The organism is Rathayibacter sp. VKM Ac-2762 (genome assembly GCF_009866585.1).
GTDB lineage: Bacteria > Actinomycetota > Actinomycetes > Actinomycetales > Microbacteriaceae > Rathayibacter.
In genome coordinates, this window is sequence record NZ_CP047419.1 from 16,097 (window position 1) to 33,834 (window position 17,738).

The following is a 17,738-nucleotide window of genomic DNA, read 5'->3' on the forward strand; positions in this document are numbered from 1 at the left end:
GGACCCTGGTGAAGGGAGCCGCCCTCGTGGGCGGTGTCGGCGTGGTCGCCTCGGTGTCGGTGGTCGCGATCGCGGCGACGCTGATCGTCCAATCCGTGCAGCCCTCGGTCGACCTGCACCCGGTCGCGGCCGGCTCCAGCGTCGAGGCAGGAGGCGCTCCGGAGATCGGCGCACTGGAGGGCGGCTTCAACGTCCTGGTCGTCGGCAGCGACTCGCGGAAGGGCCAGGGCGACGCCTACGGCGACCCCGACGAGGAGACGAGCGTCCTCAACGACGTCAACATGCTGATGCACGTCTCGGCCGACCACAGCAACGCGACGGTCGTGAGCTTCCCCCGCGACATGTACGTCGACATCCCGGAGTGCGTGAACGCTGCCACGGGTGAGACGATCCCCGCCCGGTACGACACCAAGATCAACGAGGCGATGGGCGGCGACGTCAGCCTCGGCTGCGTGGCGGGGGTCGTCGAGGACCTCATGGGCGTCCGGGTCGACTACGGCGCGGTCGTGCAGTTCAACGGCGTGATCGAGATGTCGAACGCGGTCGGCGGAGTCGACGTCTGCGTCGCGACCGAGATCGCGGACCCCTACACGAACACCTACCTCGAGCCGGGCGTGCACTCGCTCGAGGGCATGGCGGCGCTGCAGTTCCTCCGCAGCCGCCACGGCATCGGCGACGGCAGCGACCTGACCCGCATCAGCAACCAGCAGGTCTTCCTCTCGGCGCTCGTGCGCCAGATCAAGAGCGCGGACACCCTCATCAACCCGGTCGCGCTCTACGGTCTCGCGAAGGCGGCGCTCGGCAACATGACGCTCTCGACCGGTCTCGACAACGTGAACACGATGGTCCAGATGGGACTCGCGCTGAAGGACGTCGACCTCGCGGACGTCGTCTTCGCGCAGTACCCGACCGGGGCGACTCCGAGCGGGGTGGAGCCGGACCGCGCCGCGGGCGACGTCCTGGCGAGCGCCCTGCAGACCGATCAGCCGATCGCCATCACCGGCGGCACGGGCGCCGGCGCGACCGTGGAGGGCGAGGCGGCGGCTCCGGCCGACACCGCCGCTCCGTCGGGCCCGGCGACCGCGGATCCGCTGGCGACGGCCGAGGCGGCACCCGGCACTCCTGCAGCGACTCCCGAGGACGGATCCAAGGTTGCCCTGCCAGAATCGGTCACCGGCCAGAGCGCCGACCAGCAGACCTGCTCGGTCGGCTTCTTCGGCTGAGCCGAGGGCGGGCGGCACCACGGGTGCTCTCCACCTCGCGCGCTGACTCCGGGACGACACGCGTCCCGCAGCCGAGAGAGAGTACGACCCGATGAGCGAACGCGCGTCCACCCGGACCACAGCAGCACGGCACGGCCGCCTGCGCCGCCCGAGCGGCGTGCGCTTCGCCGCACGCATCCTCGCGGCCTGCGTGGGCGTCGGCGTGCTCAGCGCGGTCTGCATCGTGGCGATCGCCGCCTCGCTGATCGCCGGGAGCGCGCGTCCGTCCGTCGACCTAGGGATCGACTCGGGCGGAGGCGACGTGCCCGAGATCGGGGCGATCGAGGGCGGCGTCAACATCCTGCTCGCCGGCAGCGACAGCGCCGACGGATCGGCCGCCGGGGCCTACGGCGAGCGTGCCGAGAACCTCAACGACGTCACGATGCTCATGCACATCTCGGCCGACCACTCGACCGTGGAGGTCGTCAGCTTCCCCCGCGACCTCTACGTCCCGATCCCCTCCTGCACCGACCCGGCCACCGGCGCCGTCTCGGACGCGGTGGACTCGGCGAAGATCAACACCTCGCTCGAGGCCGGCGGGCTGGCGTGCACCGTGCAGACGGTCGAGCAGCTGACCGGGCTCGAGATCCCCTACGCGGCGCTCATCCAGTTCGAGGGCGTCATCGAGATGTCGAACGCGGTCGGCGGAGTGGACGTCTGCGTCGCCACCCCGATCCAGGACGAGTACACGGGGCTGAACCTCGACGCGGGCACGCACACGCTCGTCGGCGCCGAGGCGCTGGCGTTCCTCCGCACCCGGCACGGCGTCGGCGACGGCAGCGACCTCACCCGCATCTCGAGCCAGCAGGTGTACCTCTCATCGCTGGTGCGCAAGGTGAAGAGCGCGTCGACGCTCTCGAACCCGGTGAACCTCTACGGCCTCGCGAAGGCGGCCGTCTCGAACATGCAGCTCTCCACCTCGCTCGAGAACGTGAACACCCTCGTGTCGATCGGCCTCGCGGTGAAGGACGTCGACCTCGCGAACGTGGTCTTCGTGCAGTTCCCGACCTTCATCGACGGCAACGGCGTGTACCCCAGCGAGGACGCGGCGGCGGCGCTGAACGCGGCGCTCCTCGCCGACCAGCCGATCGCGTTGAGCGGCACCACCGGCGGCGGCTCGCAGTCGACGGGGGAGGAGCCCGGGGCGACCGGCGCTCCGGCGGCCACGGAGTCGCCGGCCACGGACACCCCCACGACCGACGGCCCCGCGACGAGCGCACCCGACGGACCGGTCACCCTCCCGAGCGACGTCTCCGGGCAGACCGCGCAGCAGGAGACCTGCACCATCGGCCGGCCCCTGTCGGACCAGTAGGCGGCTTCTCGCCCTCCCGCGGAGGGGCGGGCGCCCGTGTCGCGAGGCCCTCGCGCGTGCGGTTATGATGGTCGTCGTGCGTCCGCCAGCGGGCGCTCAGGAGTCGTCGCATAGTCCGGTCGAGTGCACCACCCTGCTAAGGTGGAGAACCCTTATTGGGTTCCGTGGGTTCAAATCCCACCGACTCCGCATCGTCCGAAGGCCCCGCTCAGGCGGGGCCTTCGTCGTTCCCGGCGGTGCCGGTGCCTGCCGCAGTACCGGCGTCTCCCGGCGGTGCCGGTGTCGCCGCAGTGCCGGGGTCTCGCGGTGCAGGAGCCCTCCGGCCGGCGCTCCGTCGCTCGCGCGCGGCGTCGGCGGCCCAGGCGACCCGACGCCCCGGCCGCCCGGGATCCGCCGCCGATCCGCCGGGCGGGTGCGCTCCCGGAGCGGCTACCCTGATCGGATGCCCAGCCCGATCCTCGACGCCCTGTCCGCCCCTCCCGCGCGGAGGGACGTCGCCTCGATCCGGGGTGCTCTCGCCGAGGTCGCGATCGGCGACTCGGTGCGCGTCCTCGTCCGCTCACCGCGCTACGGCCTCTACGGGATCGAGGGGGTCGTCCGGCAGGCCGTCGGCGGCGAGCTCGTCGTCGCGGACGTCTTCCTCGGCACGGGGACCGAGATCCAGAGCATCGCCCTGGCTCCGGACGCCGACGAGGTCGGCGGGGAGCGCTCGGCCGAGGGGCTCGAGCACGGGGACCCGGTGCGCGTGGCGTTCTCGACTCCGGCGCTCGGGTCGTTCACGATCACGGGCCCGCTGACGGCCGGCGGCCGCGACGGGTTCCTCCTCGTCGGCAGCTGGATCGTCGCGGACGGCGGCGAGCCAGGCCGCCACGTCGACCGCATCGAGCGCCTGACGGACGTCGGCGTGCACGAGAAGCACGTCCCCGGGCGCCGCTCCGCGGTCGAGGAGTAGCCCCTCAGCTCTGGCAGTGCGGGCACCAGTAGGTGACCCGCAGCTGCAGCTCGTCGTCGCCGAGCTCACCGCGCTCGATCGGAGTGCCGCAGCGCCGGCACGGCTTGCGGTCGCGGCCGTAGACCCAGAGCTGCTGGCCCGGGCGCAGGTTGCCGGTCGTCGTGCGCTCGATCCGCTCGCGGTTCACGGTGATGAGCCGCTTCGCGAGCGCGATGGTGCGCACGAGGTCGCCGCTCCCGCCGACCGGGCGCGCGGGCAGCACGCCGCGCAGGAAGCACAGCTCGGCGCGGTAGACGTTGCCGAGTCCGGCCATGATCCGCTGGTCGAGCAGCGCGAGCCCGATCGGCCGCTCCGGATCGGCGGACAGGCGTCGCAGCGCCTCGTCCGCGTCCCAGTCGGCGCCGAGCAGATCGGGGCCGAGGTAGCCGACCACGTCCTCCTCGGCCGAGCGGGGGACGATCTCGAGGAGTCCGAGCTCGAAGCCGACCGCCTGCCAGTCCTCGGTCTCGAGGACGATCCGGGCCTGGAACGCCGGCCGGTGCCACTTCGGCCGCTCGCCCTCGCCGCGGGCGTAGAGGTGCCAGCTGCCCTCCATCTTGAGGTGGGAGTGGATCAGCGCGTCGCCGACCCGCATCAGCAGGTGCTTGCCGCGGGGGACGACCTCGTCGATCGTCTCGCCGGTGAGGTCGACCGTCGCGTACTTCGGCACGCGGACGTCGCACCGGGTCAGGACCTCGCCGTCCAGCGCCTCGGCGAGGTTGTGGGCGGATCGGTAGACGGTGTCACCCTCGGGCACGCGGGCTCCCTCCGGCGCTCACGAGCGCATCCTCAGGCCGCGCGGATTCGCGACGAAGCCGGCGGCGACGAGGGCGTCGCCGAAGGGCGTGCCGAGCGCGAAGACGCCGTCGATCTTCTCGACGGTCAGCTTCTCGACCCCGCGGGAGCGGACGAGCTGCGAGAGGGCGCCGGCCGCGTCGGCGAGGGCCGCCTCGTCGGCGGTGAAGGTGAGGGCGGTCTTGCCGCCGCGCTCGAGGTAGACCGCGAGCGCTCCGTCGACGACGGCGACCAGCGCGCCGGCCTTCCGACCGGGGCGGTGCCCCTCGCCCTGCGGCCACGGCAGAGCGGCGCCGAACGGATTGGCGGGGTCGGTCGCCGCCAGCGCGAGCACCGGTCGTGAGCGCCCCTGCGCCTCGTCCTGCGGGGCGAACGTGCGGAGCCGGTCGACGCTGCCGGCGGTGCCGAACTGCGCTGCTCCCAGCTTCTCGATGAAGTAGCCCCTCCGGGCGCGGCCCTGCTGCTCGAAGCCGCTCAGCACCTTGTAGGCGAGGGCGAAGCCGCCCAGGACGCCCTCGGCCTGCACGGAGCCGCGGGTGACAATACCGTACCGCTCGAGCAGCGTCTCGCCGAGCGCGTGCCCGCGGATCGTCGCGTCCGACTCCGCGAGCGGCACGATCGACCAGCGGCCGCCGGCGGTCGGCGGCCCCACGCGGGTGGCCATCGTGGGGCGGGCGGTAATCCGGCCCCGGGGCGCGCGGGCGCGGGCGGGGGCGCGCGGCTGGCGGTGGGCGCCGCCGGTCGAGCCGACGAGGGTGCGCAGCGGCGCCAGGGTGTCGTTCGTGACGAGCCCGGCCCAGACCAGCTCCCACAGCGCCTCGACGAGGCCCGCGTCGTCGGTGGAGCCGACGGCGTCGGAGAGCTGGCGGAAGAAGTAGCCGCCGCCCGAGCCGAGCACGCCGACGATCTCCTGCTGGAGCTCGGTCAGGGTCACGGACTCGGCGGCGGGGACGGGGAGGGTCAGCCCTGCCGTGTCGGCGAGATGGAGGCTCACCCAGCCGTCGTTGCCGGGCAGGGTGCCCGCGCCGGCCCAGAGGACCTCGCCGGTCGCGGTGAGCTCGTCGAGCATCGCGGGGGAGTAGTCGCGCACCCGGGCGGGCAGGATCAGCGACTCCCAGGCGGACGCGGGGATGGGCGCGCCGGCCAGCTGGTCGATCACGGAGGCCACGCCGTCGATGCCGCGGAGCGAGCCGCCGACGTGCTGCCAGGCGGGGAGGAAGCGGGCGTACGCGGCCGCGTCCACCGGCTCCACCTCCTTGCGGAGCGCGGCGAGAGAGCGGCTGCGCAGGCGGCGCAGCACCTCGGCGTCGCACCACTCGGTCCCGGTGCCGGTGGGGCGGAACTCGCCCTCCGAGACGCGGCGCTCGCCCGCGAGGCGGCGCAGGGTGTCGGTGACGACCGCGACTCCGAGGCCCAGGCGGGTGGCGACGGCGGCGGCGGTGAAGGGGCCGTGGGTGCGCGCGTAGCGGGCGACGAGGTCGCCGAGCGGATCGCGGACCGGGTCGATGAAGGCGACGGGGACGCCGATCGGCAGGGGCACGCCGAGAGCGTCGCGGAGCCGGGAGGCGTCCTCCATCGCGGCGTACCGCTGCTCGCCGCCGAGGCCCACGGGCAGGACGCGCTTGGCCTTCACGAGTGCGGCCACGTCGGCCTCGAGCACCGCACGCTCGATCGCGGGCGCCTTCGCGACGTCCGCCGAGGCGACCGACTCGTCGACCAGGCGCGCCCCGAGCTCATCGAGCGTCAGCGGGCCGAGCAGCCGGAGCAGGTCGGCGGCGCCCTCGAGCCCGCGGAGGCGGCGCTCGGGCTCGACGCGCTGCAGCTCGCGCTCGATCTGCGCGAGGACGGCCGGGTCGAGCAGCTCGCGCAGCTCCGCCCGACCGAGCAGCTCGCCGAGGAGCGTCGCGTCGACCGAGAGCGCCGCGGCACGACGCTCGGCGAGCGGGCTGTCGCCCTCGTACATGAAGGCAGCGACGTAGCCGAAGAGCATGGACCGCGCGAACGGACTGGCGGTCGGCGTCTCGACCTCGAGGATCCGCAGCTCGCGCCCGTCCAGCCGCGCGGCGAGCCGGAGCAGCGCGGGCAGGTCGTAGACGTCCTGGAGGCACTCGCGGACGGTCTCGAGGATGATCGGGAAGGTCGGGTAGGTGCGGGCGACGTCGAGCAGCTGCGCCGCCCGCTGCCGCTGCTGCCAGAGCGGGGAGCGCTTGCCCGGGTTGTACCTGGGAAGCAGGAGCGCCCGCGCCGCGCACTCCCGGAACCGGGCGGCGAAGAGGGCGGAGCCGCCGACCTCGCTCGTGACCAGCTGCTCCAGCTCCTCGCGCTCGAACAGGAACAGCTCGGAGCCCGGCGGCTCAGACTCGGTGTCGGGGATCCGCACGACGATGCCGTCGTCCCCGGCCATGGCCGCTCCGTCGACGCCGTGCCGCTCGCGGACGCGAGCGCCGATGGCGAGCGCCCACGGCGAGTGCACCTGCATCCCGTACGGGGAGTGCAGCACCAGCCGCCAGTCGCCCAGCTCGTCGCGGAAGCGCTCGAGCACGAGGGTGCGGTCGTCCGGGATCTGCCCTGTGGCCAGGCGCTGCTCGTCGAGGAAGGAGAGGAGGTTGTTGGTCGCGTACTCGTCGAGCCCGGCCGCCGTGCAGCGCTCGCGGGCCGTCTCGGGGGCGGCGGCGCCCACCTCGCGGGTGAACGCCCCGATCGCCTCGCCGAGCTCGGCGGGGCGCCCCTGCGAGTCGCCCTTCCAGAACGGGAGGCGCCCGGGCTCGCCGAACGCCGGCGTCACGATCACGCGGTCGTAGGTGATCTCCTGGATGCGCCAGCTGGTGGCTCCGAGCGCGAAGACGTCGCCGACGCGGGACTCGTAGACCATCTCCTCGTCGAGCTCTCCGACGCGGTTGCCGGTCGAGCCCGGCTCGCCGACCATGAACACGCCGAAGAGCCCGCGGTCGGGGATGGTGCCGCCGCTGGTGACGGCGAGGCGCTGGGCGCCGGGCCGGCCGGTGAGCGTGTTCGCGTCGCGGTCCCAGACGAGGCGCGGCCGCAGCTCCGCGAACTGGTCGGAGGGGTAGCGGCCCGAGAGCAGGTCGAGGGTCGCCTCGTAGGCGGAGCGGGGCAGGGACACGAACGGGGCGCTGCGGCGGACGGTGTCGAACCAGTCGTCCACGTCGAGGCTCTCGAGGGCGGTCGCGGCGACGGTCTGCTGCGCGAGGATGTCGAGCGGGTTCGCGGGGACGGCGATCGCCTCGATCAGGCCCGAGCGCATCCGCTCCGTCGTCACGGCGGAGTGGAGAAGGTCGGCCCGGTGCTTGGGGTAGAAGGACCCGCGCGAGACCTCGCCGACCTGGTGGCCGGCTCGACCCACGCGCTGCAGGGCGCTCGCGACCGAGGGCGGCGTCTCGACCTGGACGACGAGGTCGACCGCGCCCATGTCGATCCCCAGCTCGAGGCTCGAGGTCGCGACCACGCAGCGCAGGCGGCCGGACTTCAGGTCGTCCTCGATGATCGCGCGCTGCTCCTTGCTCACCGAGCCGTGGTGGGCGCGGGCGAGCAGCGGCTCCTCGTCGGGCGCGGACTGCCCGCTGCCGCTCGTGCCCCCGGCCGCTCCCATCGCCTCGGCCGGGGAGCGGCGGACGGAGGAGGAGGCCGCCTCGGCGAGCAGGGCCCCGACGGCGACGGGCTCGCCCGCCTCGCGCGCCCGCTCCGCGGCGAGCTCGCGGCGCTCGGCGTAGATCTCGTTGAGCCGGGCGGTCAGCCGCTCGGCGAGACGGCGGGAGTTCGCGAAGACGATGGAGGAGGTGTGCGCGAGGACCCGGTCGACGATCGACTCCTCGACGTGCGGCCAGATCGACCCGCTCTGCGGACCGGTGGCCCCCATCGTCGATCCGTCCTGCGGAGCCGCCGTCCCCAGCTCGGACATGTCCTCGACCGGGACGACGACGCTGAGGTCCCACTGCTTCTCGGACGCCGGAGCCACGATCGCGACCGGGGAGCGGCCGGCGAGGAACCGGGCCACCTCCTCGCGCGGGCGCACCGTCGCCGAGAGGCCGATGCGCTGCACCGGCTTCGGGAGCAGGGCGTCGAGCCGCTCGAGGGAGACGGCGAGGTGCGCCCCGCGCTTGGTCGACGCGACCGCGTGGACCTCGTCGACGATGACCGTCTCGACGCCGCGGAGCGACTCGCGCGCCGCCGAGGTGAGCATGAGGTAGAGCGACTCGGGGGTCGTGATCAGGATGTCCGGCGGCGTCTTCTGCAGCACGCGCCGCTCGGCGGCGGGCGTGTCTCCCGACCGCACCCCGACGGTGACCGTGGCCGGCGCGCTGCCGATGCCCTCGGCGCTCAGCCGCAGCGCCGTCTGGGTGACGCCGACGAGCGGCGAGCGGAGGTTGCGCTCGACGTCGACGCCGAGAGCCTTCAGCGGCGAGACGTAGAGCACGCGCGTGCGGTGCTGCGGATCCTCCGGCGGCGGGCCCTGCACGAGCCGGTCGATCGCCCAGAGGAAGGCCGAGAGCGTCTTGCCGGAGCCGGTGGGAGCGACCACGAGGGCGTGCGCTCCACTCGAGATGGCCGACCAGGCGCCCTCCTGGGCGGCGGTCGGCGCCGGGAACGCGCCCTCGAACCACGCACGCGTGGCGGGGGAGAAGCGCTCGAGGATGTCCGGCATGCATCCATCCTCCCTGCCACCTCCGACATTGCCGGGGCCGCGGCCCGGGGGCGAGCCCTTGACGCGGGGGAGTCCGCCCGTCAGGCGAAGCCGAGACGCACGAACGTGCCGATGTCGGCGAGCTCGGCCTGCCCGACTCCGTGGGCGACGCCCTCGTAGACCCGGGCGTCGAGCGCCGTGTGCTCCGGGAACCAGGCCGCCGCGTCCCGCACGAGCTCCTCCGGGATCACCGTGTCGAGCGTCCCGCGGCCCCAGAACACCGGCGGACGCTCGCGGGCGAGCCGCTCGTCCGCGTCGTCGCCCTCGGCGAGCGGGACCACGAACCCGGACAGGGCGACCGCGAAGGCGAAGCGGCCAGGCGCGCGCCGCAGCAGCTGCACCGCCAGCGCGGCGCCCTGGGAGAAGCCCAGCAGCCCCACCGGGCCCGGGTGCTCCAGACCGTCGAGCCACTCGATCACACCGGCCGCCGCCGCCTCGACGGCCTCGGGATCGGCCCGCGGCTCGTCCGGCACCAGCGGGACACGGAGGGGCCACCACGCGTTCGCCCCGCCGCCCAGGGCGAGAGGCGCCCGGAGGGACGCGAGGACCGGCTCCAGCGGCAGGTAGGCGCCGAGCGAGAACAGGTCCCCCTCGTGCGAGCCGTAGCCGTGCAGCAGCACCAGGAGGGGCCTGCCGACGCGGTCGCGCTCGGAGGAGGACCACAGCACCGCGTTCGCGTCGATTCCCATCGCACCATCATCCCCCTGAGTGCGGGATCGCCGCCGCCGGTCGGAACACCAGCCGCGAAGGGTGAGAATGGCTGCATGAGCGTGCGCACCCCTGACCCGAACTCCGGGTGGCTGTCCGACGACGAACTCGCCGAGATCCGCCGGCGGCTCCCGCTGCTGTACGTGGAGGCCGTGCCCGTCCGGGTCGACGGGCTCGGGCAGGTCACCGAGGTCGGCGTGCTCCTGCGCGCGACCCCCTCCGGCCAGATCACCCGCACGATCGTCTCGGGCCGCGTGATGTACGGCGAGACGCTGCGCGACGCGCTGTTCCGCCACCTCGAGAAGGATCTCGGCCCGATGGCCTTCCCCCTCCTCCCGGCGAGCCCGCTCCCCTTCCACGTCGCCGAGTACTTCCCGATGCCCGGCATGGGACCGTTCACTGACGACCGCCAGCACGCGGTCTCCCTCGCCTACGTCGTTCCCGTCACCGGCACCTGCGACCCCCGCCAGGACGCCCTCGAGCTCACCTGGATGACCCCCGACGAGGCCTGCTCCGACGCGATCTCCGCCGAGATGGAGGGCGGGCGGGGCGCGCTGATCCGCGCCGCGCTCGCTTCCGTCGGCCGCCTGTCCTAGCGGCGCGGATCGGCCGCGGCGCTCCCTTCTGCGCGCCGATAGCGGCGCGCCGCGGTCGGCTCGCAAGCATGGCGGGCCGGCTGGAGCGTCGGGCGTCCGCCTGGACCGATCCGCCGGCACGCGACCCGGCCGTTCGGCTCGTGGATCCGGCGTCCACCGGACCTCTGTGACCGGGAGAGGAGAGGCTGCGCCCCTGCCCGACGACGGCGCAGCAGGGGATCGCCTGATCATGACGCGGTGAGGATTTCCGGAGCTCCCTGCGCGGGAATCCGCTCGAAGAGGTGAAGCGTGAACGACGAAGGGCCGGGGCCCGCGACCAGTAGTCGCGGGCCCCGGCTCTTCGTGATGTCGGCGCCCTGATCAGGACGAGCGTTGACGTGCGATCGCCGAACGCTCAGCCCCCGGACCAGCCGCTCCCCGCGAGGCGAACGGTCGATCCGCGTGCGAGCGGATCGGCCTAGCCGGTCGCGACACGCTCTGCGTATCGCAACCGTGCTTGAAGCCGACCGCGGTGCGCCGCTCCGCGGCTGCCCGCGAGGCGAACGGTCGATCCGCGTGCGAGCGGATCGGCCTAGCCGGTCGCGACACGCTCTGCGCGTCGCAACCGTGCTTGAAGCCGACCGCGGTGCGCCGCTCCGCGGCTGCCCGCGAGGCGAACGGTCGATCCGCGTGCGAGCGGATCGGCCTAGCCGGTCGCGACACGCTCTGCGCGTCGCGACCGTGCTTGAAGCCGACCGCGGTGCGCCGCTACGCGGCGCACAAAACGGTTCAGCCCTGCGCGCGGCGGCCGCCGCGGCGGGCGCCGCCGCCGGCGGACTCGCGGGCGGGAGCGGCCGAGGCTGCTCCGCCGGTCGCGGTGCTGTAGAACGAGCGCGATCCGCCCGAGGTCGAGGGGCACCGGCGGCCGAGCGGCTGCGGCCTCCGCGGGCGGGTCCCTCGGCGGCGGTGCGGTCGCGGCGGGGGCGGTCGCTTCCGCCGGTCGCGGCACCCGTCGAGCGTCCGCCGCGGGGTGCGGCGGTGCCCTCGGTGCGGGCCGCGCGCTTGCGCTGCGCGTTGGCGCCCTGCGAGCGTCCGCCCTGCGACTGGCCGCGGACGGGCTCGACGACGGCGCTGGGGGTGACGTACGGAGCGACGTCGCCGACGAGCTTCGCGACGGCGGCCGAGTCGGCCGTCACCTGCTGGGGCGCGACCTGGATCGCGGCCTTGCGGAGGAGGGTCTTCACGTCGCTGCGCTGCGTGGGCAGGACGACGGTGACGACGTCTCCCTCGCTGCCGGCGCGGGCGGTGCGGCCCGAGCGGTGCAGGTACGCCTTGTGCTCCATCGGCGGGTCGACGTGGATGACGAGCTCGACGTCGTCGACGTGCACGCCGCGGGCGGCGACGTCGGTGGCGACGAGGACCTTGACGGTGCCGGCGCCGAACGCGGCGAGGTTGCGGTCGCGGGCGACCTGCGAGAGGTTGCCGTGCAGGTCGACCGCGGGGATGCCCTGGCCGGTGAGCTGCTTGGCGAGCTTCTTCGCGTGGTGCTTCGTGCGCATGAAGAGGATGCGGCGGCCGGTGCCGGACGCGAGCGTCTTCACGAGCGCGTTCTTGGCGTCGAGGCCGTCGACCTCGAACACGTGGTGGGTCATCAGCGCGACGGGCGAGTTGGCCTCGTCGACCGAGTGGAGCACCTCGTTCTGGAGGTACTTCTTGACCAGCTTGTCCACGCCGTTGTCGAGCGTCGCGGAGAACAGCAGGCGCTGCCCGCCGCGGGGGGTCTTGTCGAGGATGCGCGTGACGACCGGCAGGAAGCCGAGGTCGGCCATGTGGTCGGCCTCGTCGAGGACGGTGATCTCGACGGCGTCGAGGTTCACGAAGCCCTGCTTCATCAGGTCCTCGAGGCGGCCCGGGCAGGCCACGACGATGTCGACGCCCTGCTTGAGCGCGGCGACCTGGCGCTGCTGCGAGACGCCTCCGAAGATCGTGGTGGTGACGATGCCGTAGGCGTCGGCGAGGGGCTGCATCGCGGCGGTGATCTGCGTGGCGAGCTCGCGGGTCGGCGCGAGGACGAGTCCGAGCGGGCGGCCGGGGCGGCGGCGTCCGCCGGCGAGCGAGCCGCCGAGTCGGGCGATCATCGGGATGGAGAAGGCGAGGGTCTTGCCGGAGCCGGTCTTGCCGCGGCCGAGGACGTCGCGTCCGCCGAGGGTGTCGGGCAGCGTGTCGACCTGGATCGGGAAGGGCTCGGTGATGCCGCTCGCGGTAAGCGCGGCCACGAGGGGGGCCGGCACGCCGAGGGCGCTGAAGGACAGGGGGGTGTTCGACATGGAGTGGTGCCTTTCGGGGGCATCATGCCGATCGAGGACGCGCAGGCGGTGGCCGGGGGCGCGGGTGATCGGCGTTCGGGCGAAGGTGACGGTGGTCACATCCGTTCGCCGTACGATTCGGTGCGCGCGGCCGGGGGCCTCATGCACGTGCGCCAGATGGTCGGGACGGATCCTCGACGGTCAGAGTCCTAGGGGACAAGGGGCGTTCTACGACGCGGGGGAGCGCAGTCGCTGCGCTCGCACCACCCCACTCTAGTGGATGCCGATCCATCCGCGCATCGCGGCCTGCACGCGGGAGCCGTCGCGGTCGCTCAGCTTGGTGCCGACGAAGTCGCCCGCCCAGTCCGAGGTCTGCACGCGGAAGGCCGGCTCCGGGTCGCGCAGGGTCTTCAGGATGACGGCGGCGACGTCGGACGGGTCCTGCGCGTGGGTCGAGGAGAAGGACGACGCGGCGCGGTCGAGGTAGGCGCCGAGCGCCGGCGCGTAGGGGCCGGCCTGCGCGAGCATCGCCGCCGCGTCGATGCCGGCGTTCTCGACGAAGCTGCTGCGGACCGCTCCCGGCTCGATCAGCGACACGTGGACGCCGACGGAGGCGGCGACCGGGGCGAGCGCCTCGAAGAACCCCTCGACCGCGAACTTCGCCGCGCAGTAGTCCTCGTTGAACGGCTGCCCGATCGCGCCGCCGACGCTCGAGACGGTGACGATGCGGCCGCGGGACGAGCGCAGCATCGGCATCGCGGCGCGGGTGACCGCGACGGTGCCGAAGAAGTTGACCTCCATCACGCGGCGCAGCTCCTCCGGATCCTCCAGCTCGAGGGTGCCGAGGTGGCCGGCTCCGGCGTTGTTCACGAGGGCGTCGAGACCGCCGAGCTCCTCCTCCACGGCGCGGAGGCAGCCGGCGACGGAGTCCGCGTCGGTCACGTCGAGCGCCCGCAGGTCGAGCTCGACGCGGGCCTCGGCGGCGGCGGCGCGCAGGCCCTCCGCCCGCTCCGGATCCCGCACGGTGGCGACCACCCGCCAGCCCGCGCGCGCGGCCTCGATCGCTGTGGCGCGGCCGATGCCGGTGGAGGTTCCGGTGACGAGGAGGACGGGACGGGGCATGCGGCTTTCCTGCTTTCCGGCGCACGACGGCGCCGCCCGGAGGCTATCGGCCGCCCCTCCGAGAACGTCCAGGGTCGGTGTCAGCCCCGGTAGCGCTCGCCGACCGGCACCTCGACCGGCAGCCGGTTGCCCGCCTGGGCGAGCGGGCAGGCCCAGGCCGGGTCGTAGGCGCAGGAGGGGTTGTAGGCGAAGTTGAAGTCGAGCACCAGCGTCCCCGGGGCGGAGCCCGGGCCGAGGTCGGCGCCCTTCACGGTGTCCAGGAGGTAGCGGCCGCCGCCGTAGGTGCCGCCGGGTGTCCCCGCGAGGGCGTCCTTGACCGGCAGGAACAGGCCTCCTCCGTAGGACGCGAGGCGCCAGACGTCGAGGCTGCCGGCGTCCGGCACCTCGACCGTGCCGACCAGCTCGAAGGGGACGGTGCCGTCGGTGCCGGTCTCCACGTCCATCCGCCGCGCCTCCTCGGCGGGGGCCACCTCGAGCTCGAAGCGCCAGGCCGCGTCGTAGGGCGCGATCGGCAGCGAGCGGAAGTGCGCGCGGTCGGCCGGGAGGAGGGGGGTGGAGGGGTGCTGCGCGAAGAGCGCGTTGCGCCCGCGGATCCAGGACGCGTGCGCGGCGAGCAGGTCCACGTTCGAGAGCCGGCGCACCTCCGCGTAGAGGGCCTGGACGTGGCGGCGCCAGTCCGACACCTCGACCGCGGTCGTGAGGCGGCGGCGGGGCGAGACGCCGTCGTCGTCCTGCTCCTCCTCGTCGGCGGAGGGCCACTGGAGGCGCAGGAGCTCCGAGCGCGACAGCTCGGTCTCCTCCTCGGCGACGCCGTCGGGGCTCATGCGGCGGACTCCCCGCGCGGGCGGGTGTCGGCACCGATATCGTGGCGCCAGGACGGGGCGAGGGAGCGGATGCGGATGCCGCGCCACTGCCAGAACGCCCACATCGACGGCCAGAGCGCGGCCGAGGCGAGGCCCGCCGAGAACTCGAGGCGGTCGCGGAAGAGCGTGCGCCCGTCGGGGAGCGGGGCGACGGCCATGCGGTGGTCCCACGCGGTGATCAGGCGGAGGGAGCCGGTGAGGGGCCCGCCGCTGTCGCGCAGGATCCGCACGTCGGGCATCGAGGGGACGCGGCGGTAGGAGAGGTCGATCTCCTGCGCGCCCATCGGCACGATCCCGAGGGCGTCCATCGCGACCTCGTGGGAGCCGAGCCCCCAGGTCGGGCGGAAGCCGCCCTCGTCCAGCGACGCGGCGGTCAGGAGCGGGGACATCACCTCCCGGAACACGGCCGGACTCTGCAGGGCGCGCCAGGCGGAGTCGGCGTCGGTGTCGAGCACGTGCTTGAGCATCACCTTCACGAGGGACATCCTCCTCCGCCCGCCCCTGCGCGGGAACCGGGTGCGCGCGGAGCCCCGGACGTGTATGCGCCTCCGGTGCTCGCTACCGTGTCAGGGTGACCGCTCCCGCCGCCGCCGTCGACCAGTCGACCTACCAGATCCGCTTCGAGTGGGGGGCCCGCGCCCTCCGCGTGCTCGCCCCCGCCCACGTCACGGTGCTCGTCGACGCTCTGCCCGGAGGCGAGAGCCCCGACCTCGGGGGAGTGGAGGGCCGCGTCGTCCGCGCGGGCCTGGCCGACCGCTCGGCCGTCGCCCGCTGGATCCTGGAGCGCCAGCACGAGAACGGCGGGCGCACCAGCGTCAACGTGATCGCCCTCGGCGACGTCGACGACAGCGGAGCGGCGCGGTTCGCGATGGAGGACCAGCTGGCGGCCGGCGCCGTCGTCGACGCGCTCATCGGGCTGGGCATCGACCACGTCTCGCCCGAGGCGGCGGTGGCCTGCGCGTCCTACGAGGGCCTGCGCCGGGCGTGCGCGCATCTGCTCACCGCGTCCGAGTCCGGCCGCCTGCTCGCCGCCGAGGGGCGGGCGGACGAGGTCCGCGCCGCCGCCCGTGTCGACGCCGTCGACGAGGTGTCGGTCCTCCGCTGACCCGCCGCTCCGGCGGGCGCGGCCTCCGAGCGGTGCAGGGCGTCCGCGGAGCGCACAAGCCCCTGCGGATCCGAGCCGCCGCCTCGACCAGTCGCACGCCCCCGGCGTAGCGTTCGGCGGAGGCGGTCCCTCCGCCCCCCCGCCCCGACCGAAAGCTGGCCCGCATGAAAGCCGTCCTCAACGACGTCGTCCTCGCCGACGCCCCCGACTCCGACCTGATCTCGATCGAGGGCAACTGGTACTTCCCGCCGTCGAGCATCGCCGAGGGCGTGCTCGTCGAGAGCCCCACGCCCTACACCTGCCCGTGGAAGGGCGAGTGCCAGTACTTCTCGGTGCAGACCGGCGACGGCCTGCAGAAGGACAAGGCCTGGTCGTACCCGCACCCCTACCCGACGGCGTTCGACCGCGTCGGCAAGGACTTCTCGGGCTACGTCGCCTTCGACCGCTCGGTCCGCGTCTCCGACTGACCCGTCCCGCCGCGGCGCCGCTCCCGGTGCCGCGGCGGTGCGTCAGCCGCGCGGGGTTGCGGCGCGCGCCCGGTAGGCCCGGACCTTCGACCGGTTCCCGCAGCGCTGCATCGAGCACCAGCGGCGCGACCCGGCTCGGGACGTGTCGAGGTAGAGCATCCGGCACTCCGGATCCGCGCAGCGCCGCAGCCGTCCGGTCGCGGCCGGACCCAGCAGCCCCACGGCCTCCCGGGCGATGGACGCGAGCGCCTGCCTGCCCGCCGCGTGGAGCCGTCCTGCCTGCCGCGATCCGCCGCTCAGCACCGGCGGGATGTCGGGCATCGCCGCGACCAGGTTGACCACGTCGACGTCGCGCGGGTCGAGCGCGGTGCCGGCCTCGGCCGCGACGGCCAGCCGGGCGATCGCACCCCGGAGCATCAGCGCGTCGTCGAGGCACGCGTCCCGGCTCTCGGGGCCGACCGCCTCGAAGCGCTCGGCGAGCCAGGCGGCCAGGGCGGCGTCGGAGTCGAGGTGCTCGGCCGCTCCCGGAGGCAGTGCTCCGGTCGTGGCGAAGTCGAGTGCGAGGCTTCCGGAGTCGAACCACCAGCGCCGGCCGTCGGCCTCGGGGAGCCACTGCCCGGTGACCGGCGTGCGCCCGCCGTGCGGGGCCTCGTCCGGGGTCACGGCGCCGGGACCGGTCGGCGCCGCCACTGGATCGCGTTCGCGGGATCGAACCGGCGCGCGCAGCGGCCGCAGGCCAGGGGCCGGGTGGGCCGGCGATGGCGGTAGAAGAGGTGTCCGCCCGGGCAGGTGCCGACCCACGGCGCGAGCTCGTCCGCGGTCGGGTTGCTGTGGGTGCGCGATCCCGTGTAGCCGAGCCGTGCCGCGATCCGCCGCCACGGCGGTCCGTGCCCGGCGTCGGGCCCGGCGAGCGCGTGCGCGACCTCGTGCAGGAGGGTCTGCCGGACCTCCTCGTCGCTCCAGCGGGCGGCGAGGTGGCGCGAGACCGTGATCCGGCGGCGCGTCCAGTGGCAGGCGCCGCCGCGGGTGCGCGCGTGGTCGAGCGCGAAGGACCAGGAGGGGTCGAGGTGCTCCTCGATCAGCGCGTCGGCCCAGCGGGCCACGTCCTCGAGGTCGGCCACCGGTGGCGCTTCCTAGGACTCGTCGCCGTCGGCGCGGCGGCGGCCGCGGGCGGTGCCGTCGGTGCGGGCTTCGCGGTCGGTCCCGTCCTGGAACTCGGAGGCGGCGGCGTAGCCCAGGCGCGCGACCTCGAGCTCCTCCTCGGGGACCCCGACGCGCTCGCCGAGGGCGGTCGCGGCGTCGAAGTCGCGCATCGCCCGGCCGTACTCGCCCAGCTCGAAGAAGGTGAGGCCGCGGTGCTTGAGCGCGAAGGAGTGCTCGAGGTGCCACTCGTGCGTGCGCGCCTCCTCGACGCAGAGCGCGAGCTCCGAGAGGGCCTCGTCGGTGCGGCCCCGCAGCTGCATGAGGCGGGCGCGGCGGACACGGGCGGTGAGCAGCTCGGCGCGGTCGCCGGAGAAGCGGGTGCGGCGG

Annotated in this window: 15 protein-coding genes, 1 tRNA gene and 1 pseudogene; 7 read left to right on the forward strand and 10 right to left on the reverse strand. The window is 74.3% G+C overall.

Features of this window, described 5'->3' with window-relative positions; translation table 11 throughout:
* The first annotated feature begins 8 nt into the window (after positions 1–8).
* From GTU71_RS00105 to GTU71_RS00120, 4 genes are all read left to right on the forward strand, one after another.
* Complete coding sequence (locus GTU71_RS00105) at positions 9–1,223, forward strand: LCP family protein (RefSeq protein ID WP_244230593.1); 1,215 nt, start codon at positions 9–11, stop codon at positions 1,221–1,223.
* Between the two features lie 91 nt (positions 1,224–1,314).
* Positions 1,315–2,574 carry an LCP family protein gene (locus GTU71_RS00110; protein WP_159939062.1) on the forward strand — a complete coding sequence of 420 codons (1,260 nt, stop codon included), beginning with the start codon at positions 1,315–1,317 and terminating at the stop codon, positions 2,572–2,574.
* Between the two features lie 99 nt (positions 2,575–2,673).
* Positions 2,674–2,763 (forward strand) — tRNA-Ser (locus GTU71_RS00115).
* A 253-nt stretch (positions 2,764–3,016) separates the two neighbouring features.
* Complete coding sequence (locus GTU71_RS00120; protein ID WP_104233937.1) at positions 3,017–3,526, forward strand: hypothetical protein; 510 nt, start codon at positions 3,017–3,019, stop codon at positions 3,524–3,526.
* A gap of 4 nt (positions 3,527–3,530) precedes the next feature.
* Here the strand turns inward: GTU71_RS00120 and GTU71_RS00125 are convergent, their stop codons facing one another.
* The 3 genes from GTU71_RS00125 to GTU71_RS00135 form a co-directional block, all read right to left on the reverse strand.
* Positions 3,531–4,322 (reverse strand): DNA-formamidopyrimidine glycosylase family protein, encoded by a 792-nt coding sequence (locus tag GTU71_RS00125; protein ID WP_159939063.1) that lies wholly within the window; start codon positions 4,320–4,322, stop codon positions 3,531–3,533.
* An 18-nt stretch (positions 4,323–4,340) separates the two neighbouring features.
* The gene (locus GTU71_RS00130; protein ID WP_159939064.1) at positions 4,341–9,023 is read right to left on the reverse strand and encodes an ATP-dependent helicase; all 4,683 of its coding nucleotides are present in this window, start codon (positions 9,021–9,023) and stop codon (positions 4,341–4,343) included.
* A gap of 80 nt (positions 9,024–9,103) precedes the next feature.
* Entirely contained in the window at positions 9,104–9,751 is a 648-nt protein-coding gene (locus tag GTU71_RS00135; RefSeq protein WP_104260904.1) for an alpha/beta hydrolase-fold protein, read from the reverse strand.
* Positions 9,752–9,826: 75 nt separating this feature from the next.
* On the opposite strand from GTU71_RS00135, the gene GTU71_RS00140 reads away from it, so the two are divergent.
* Entirely contained in the window at positions 9,827–10,366 is a 540-nt protein-coding gene (locus GTU71_RS00140) for an NUDIX hydrolase family protein (RefSeq protein WP_104225113.1), read from the forward strand.
* Positions 10,367–11,340: 974 nt separating this feature from the next.
* Here GTU71_RS00140 and GTU71_RS16570 read toward each other — a convergent pair.
* From GTU71_RS16570 to GTU71_RS00160, 4 genes and pseudogenes are all read right to left on the reverse strand, one after another.
* A pseudogene (locus GTU71_RS16570) lies at positions 11,341–12,672 on the reverse strand (DEAD/DEAH box helicase); the annotation flags it as partial.
* Positions 12,673–12,924: 252 nt separating this feature from the next.
* Complete coding sequence (locus tag GTU71_RS00150) at positions 12,925–13,773, reverse strand: SDR family oxidoreductase (RefSeq protein WP_159939065.1); 849 nt, start codon at positions 13,771–13,773, stop codon at positions 12,925–12,927.
* 80 nt (positions 13,774–13,853) lie between these two features.
* Positions 13,854–14,597, reverse strand: a complete 744-nt coding sequence (locus GTU71_RS00155) for a DUF1684 domain-containing protein (RefSeq protein WP_104288464.1) — start codon at positions 14,595–14,597, stop codon at positions 13,854–13,856.
* Positions 14,594–15,121: a hypothetical protein gene (locus GTU71_RS00160; protein WP_244230595.1), complete on the reverse strand. Its 528-nt coding sequence runs from the start codon at positions 15,119–15,121 to the stop codon at positions 14,594–14,596. Before GTU71_RS00160 ends, GTU71_RS00155 begins: the two co-directional genes overlap by 4 nt.
* 86 nt (positions 15,122–15,207) lie before the next feature.
* Here GTU71_RS00160 and GTU71_RS00165 point away from each other — a divergent pair, with 86 nt between their 5' ends.
* Positions 15,208–15,741 carry a 2-phosphosulfolactate phosphatase gene (locus GTU71_RS00165; protein ID WP_159939066.1) on the forward strand — a complete coding sequence of 178 codons (534 nt, stop codon included), beginning with the start codon at positions 15,208–15,210 and terminating at the stop codon, positions 15,739–15,741.
* Positions 15,742–15,905: 164 nt separating this feature from the next.
* On the forward strand, positions 15,906–16,208 hold the full coding sequence (locus GTU71_RS00170; protein ID WP_104224584.1) for a DUF427 domain-containing protein: 303 nt from the start codon (positions 15,906–15,908) through the stop codon (positions 16,206–16,208).
* A 42-nt stretch (positions 16,209–16,250) separates the two neighbouring features.
* Here GTU71_RS00170 and GTU71_RS00175 read toward each other — a convergent pair whose 3' ends face one another.
* From GTU71_RS00175 to GTU71_RS16250, 3 genes are read right to left on the reverse strand one after another with little or no spacing between them, the layout of a single operon-like run.
* Positions 16,251–16,871, reverse strand: a complete 621-nt coding sequence (locus tag GTU71_RS00175) for a CGNR zinc finger domain-containing protein (RefSeq protein ID WP_159939067.1) — start codon at positions 16,869–16,871, stop codon at positions 16,251–16,253.
* On the reverse strand, positions 16,868–17,329 hold the full coding sequence (locus GTU71_RS00180; protein WP_159939068.1) for a SprT-like domain-containing protein: 462 nt from the start codon (positions 17,327–17,329) through the stop codon (positions 16,868–16,870). The genes GTU71_RS00175 and GTU71_RS00180 overlap by 4 nt, the downstream gene beginning before the upstream one ends.
* 12 nt (positions 17,330–17,341) lie before the next feature.
* The gene (locus GTU71_RS16250; protein ID WP_181027192.1) at positions 17,342–17,671 is read right to left on the reverse strand and encodes a hypothetical protein; all 330 of its coding nucleotides are present in this window, start codon (positions 17,669–17,671) and stop codon (positions 17,342–17,344) included.
* Positions 17,672–17,738: the final 67 nt, after the last annotated feature.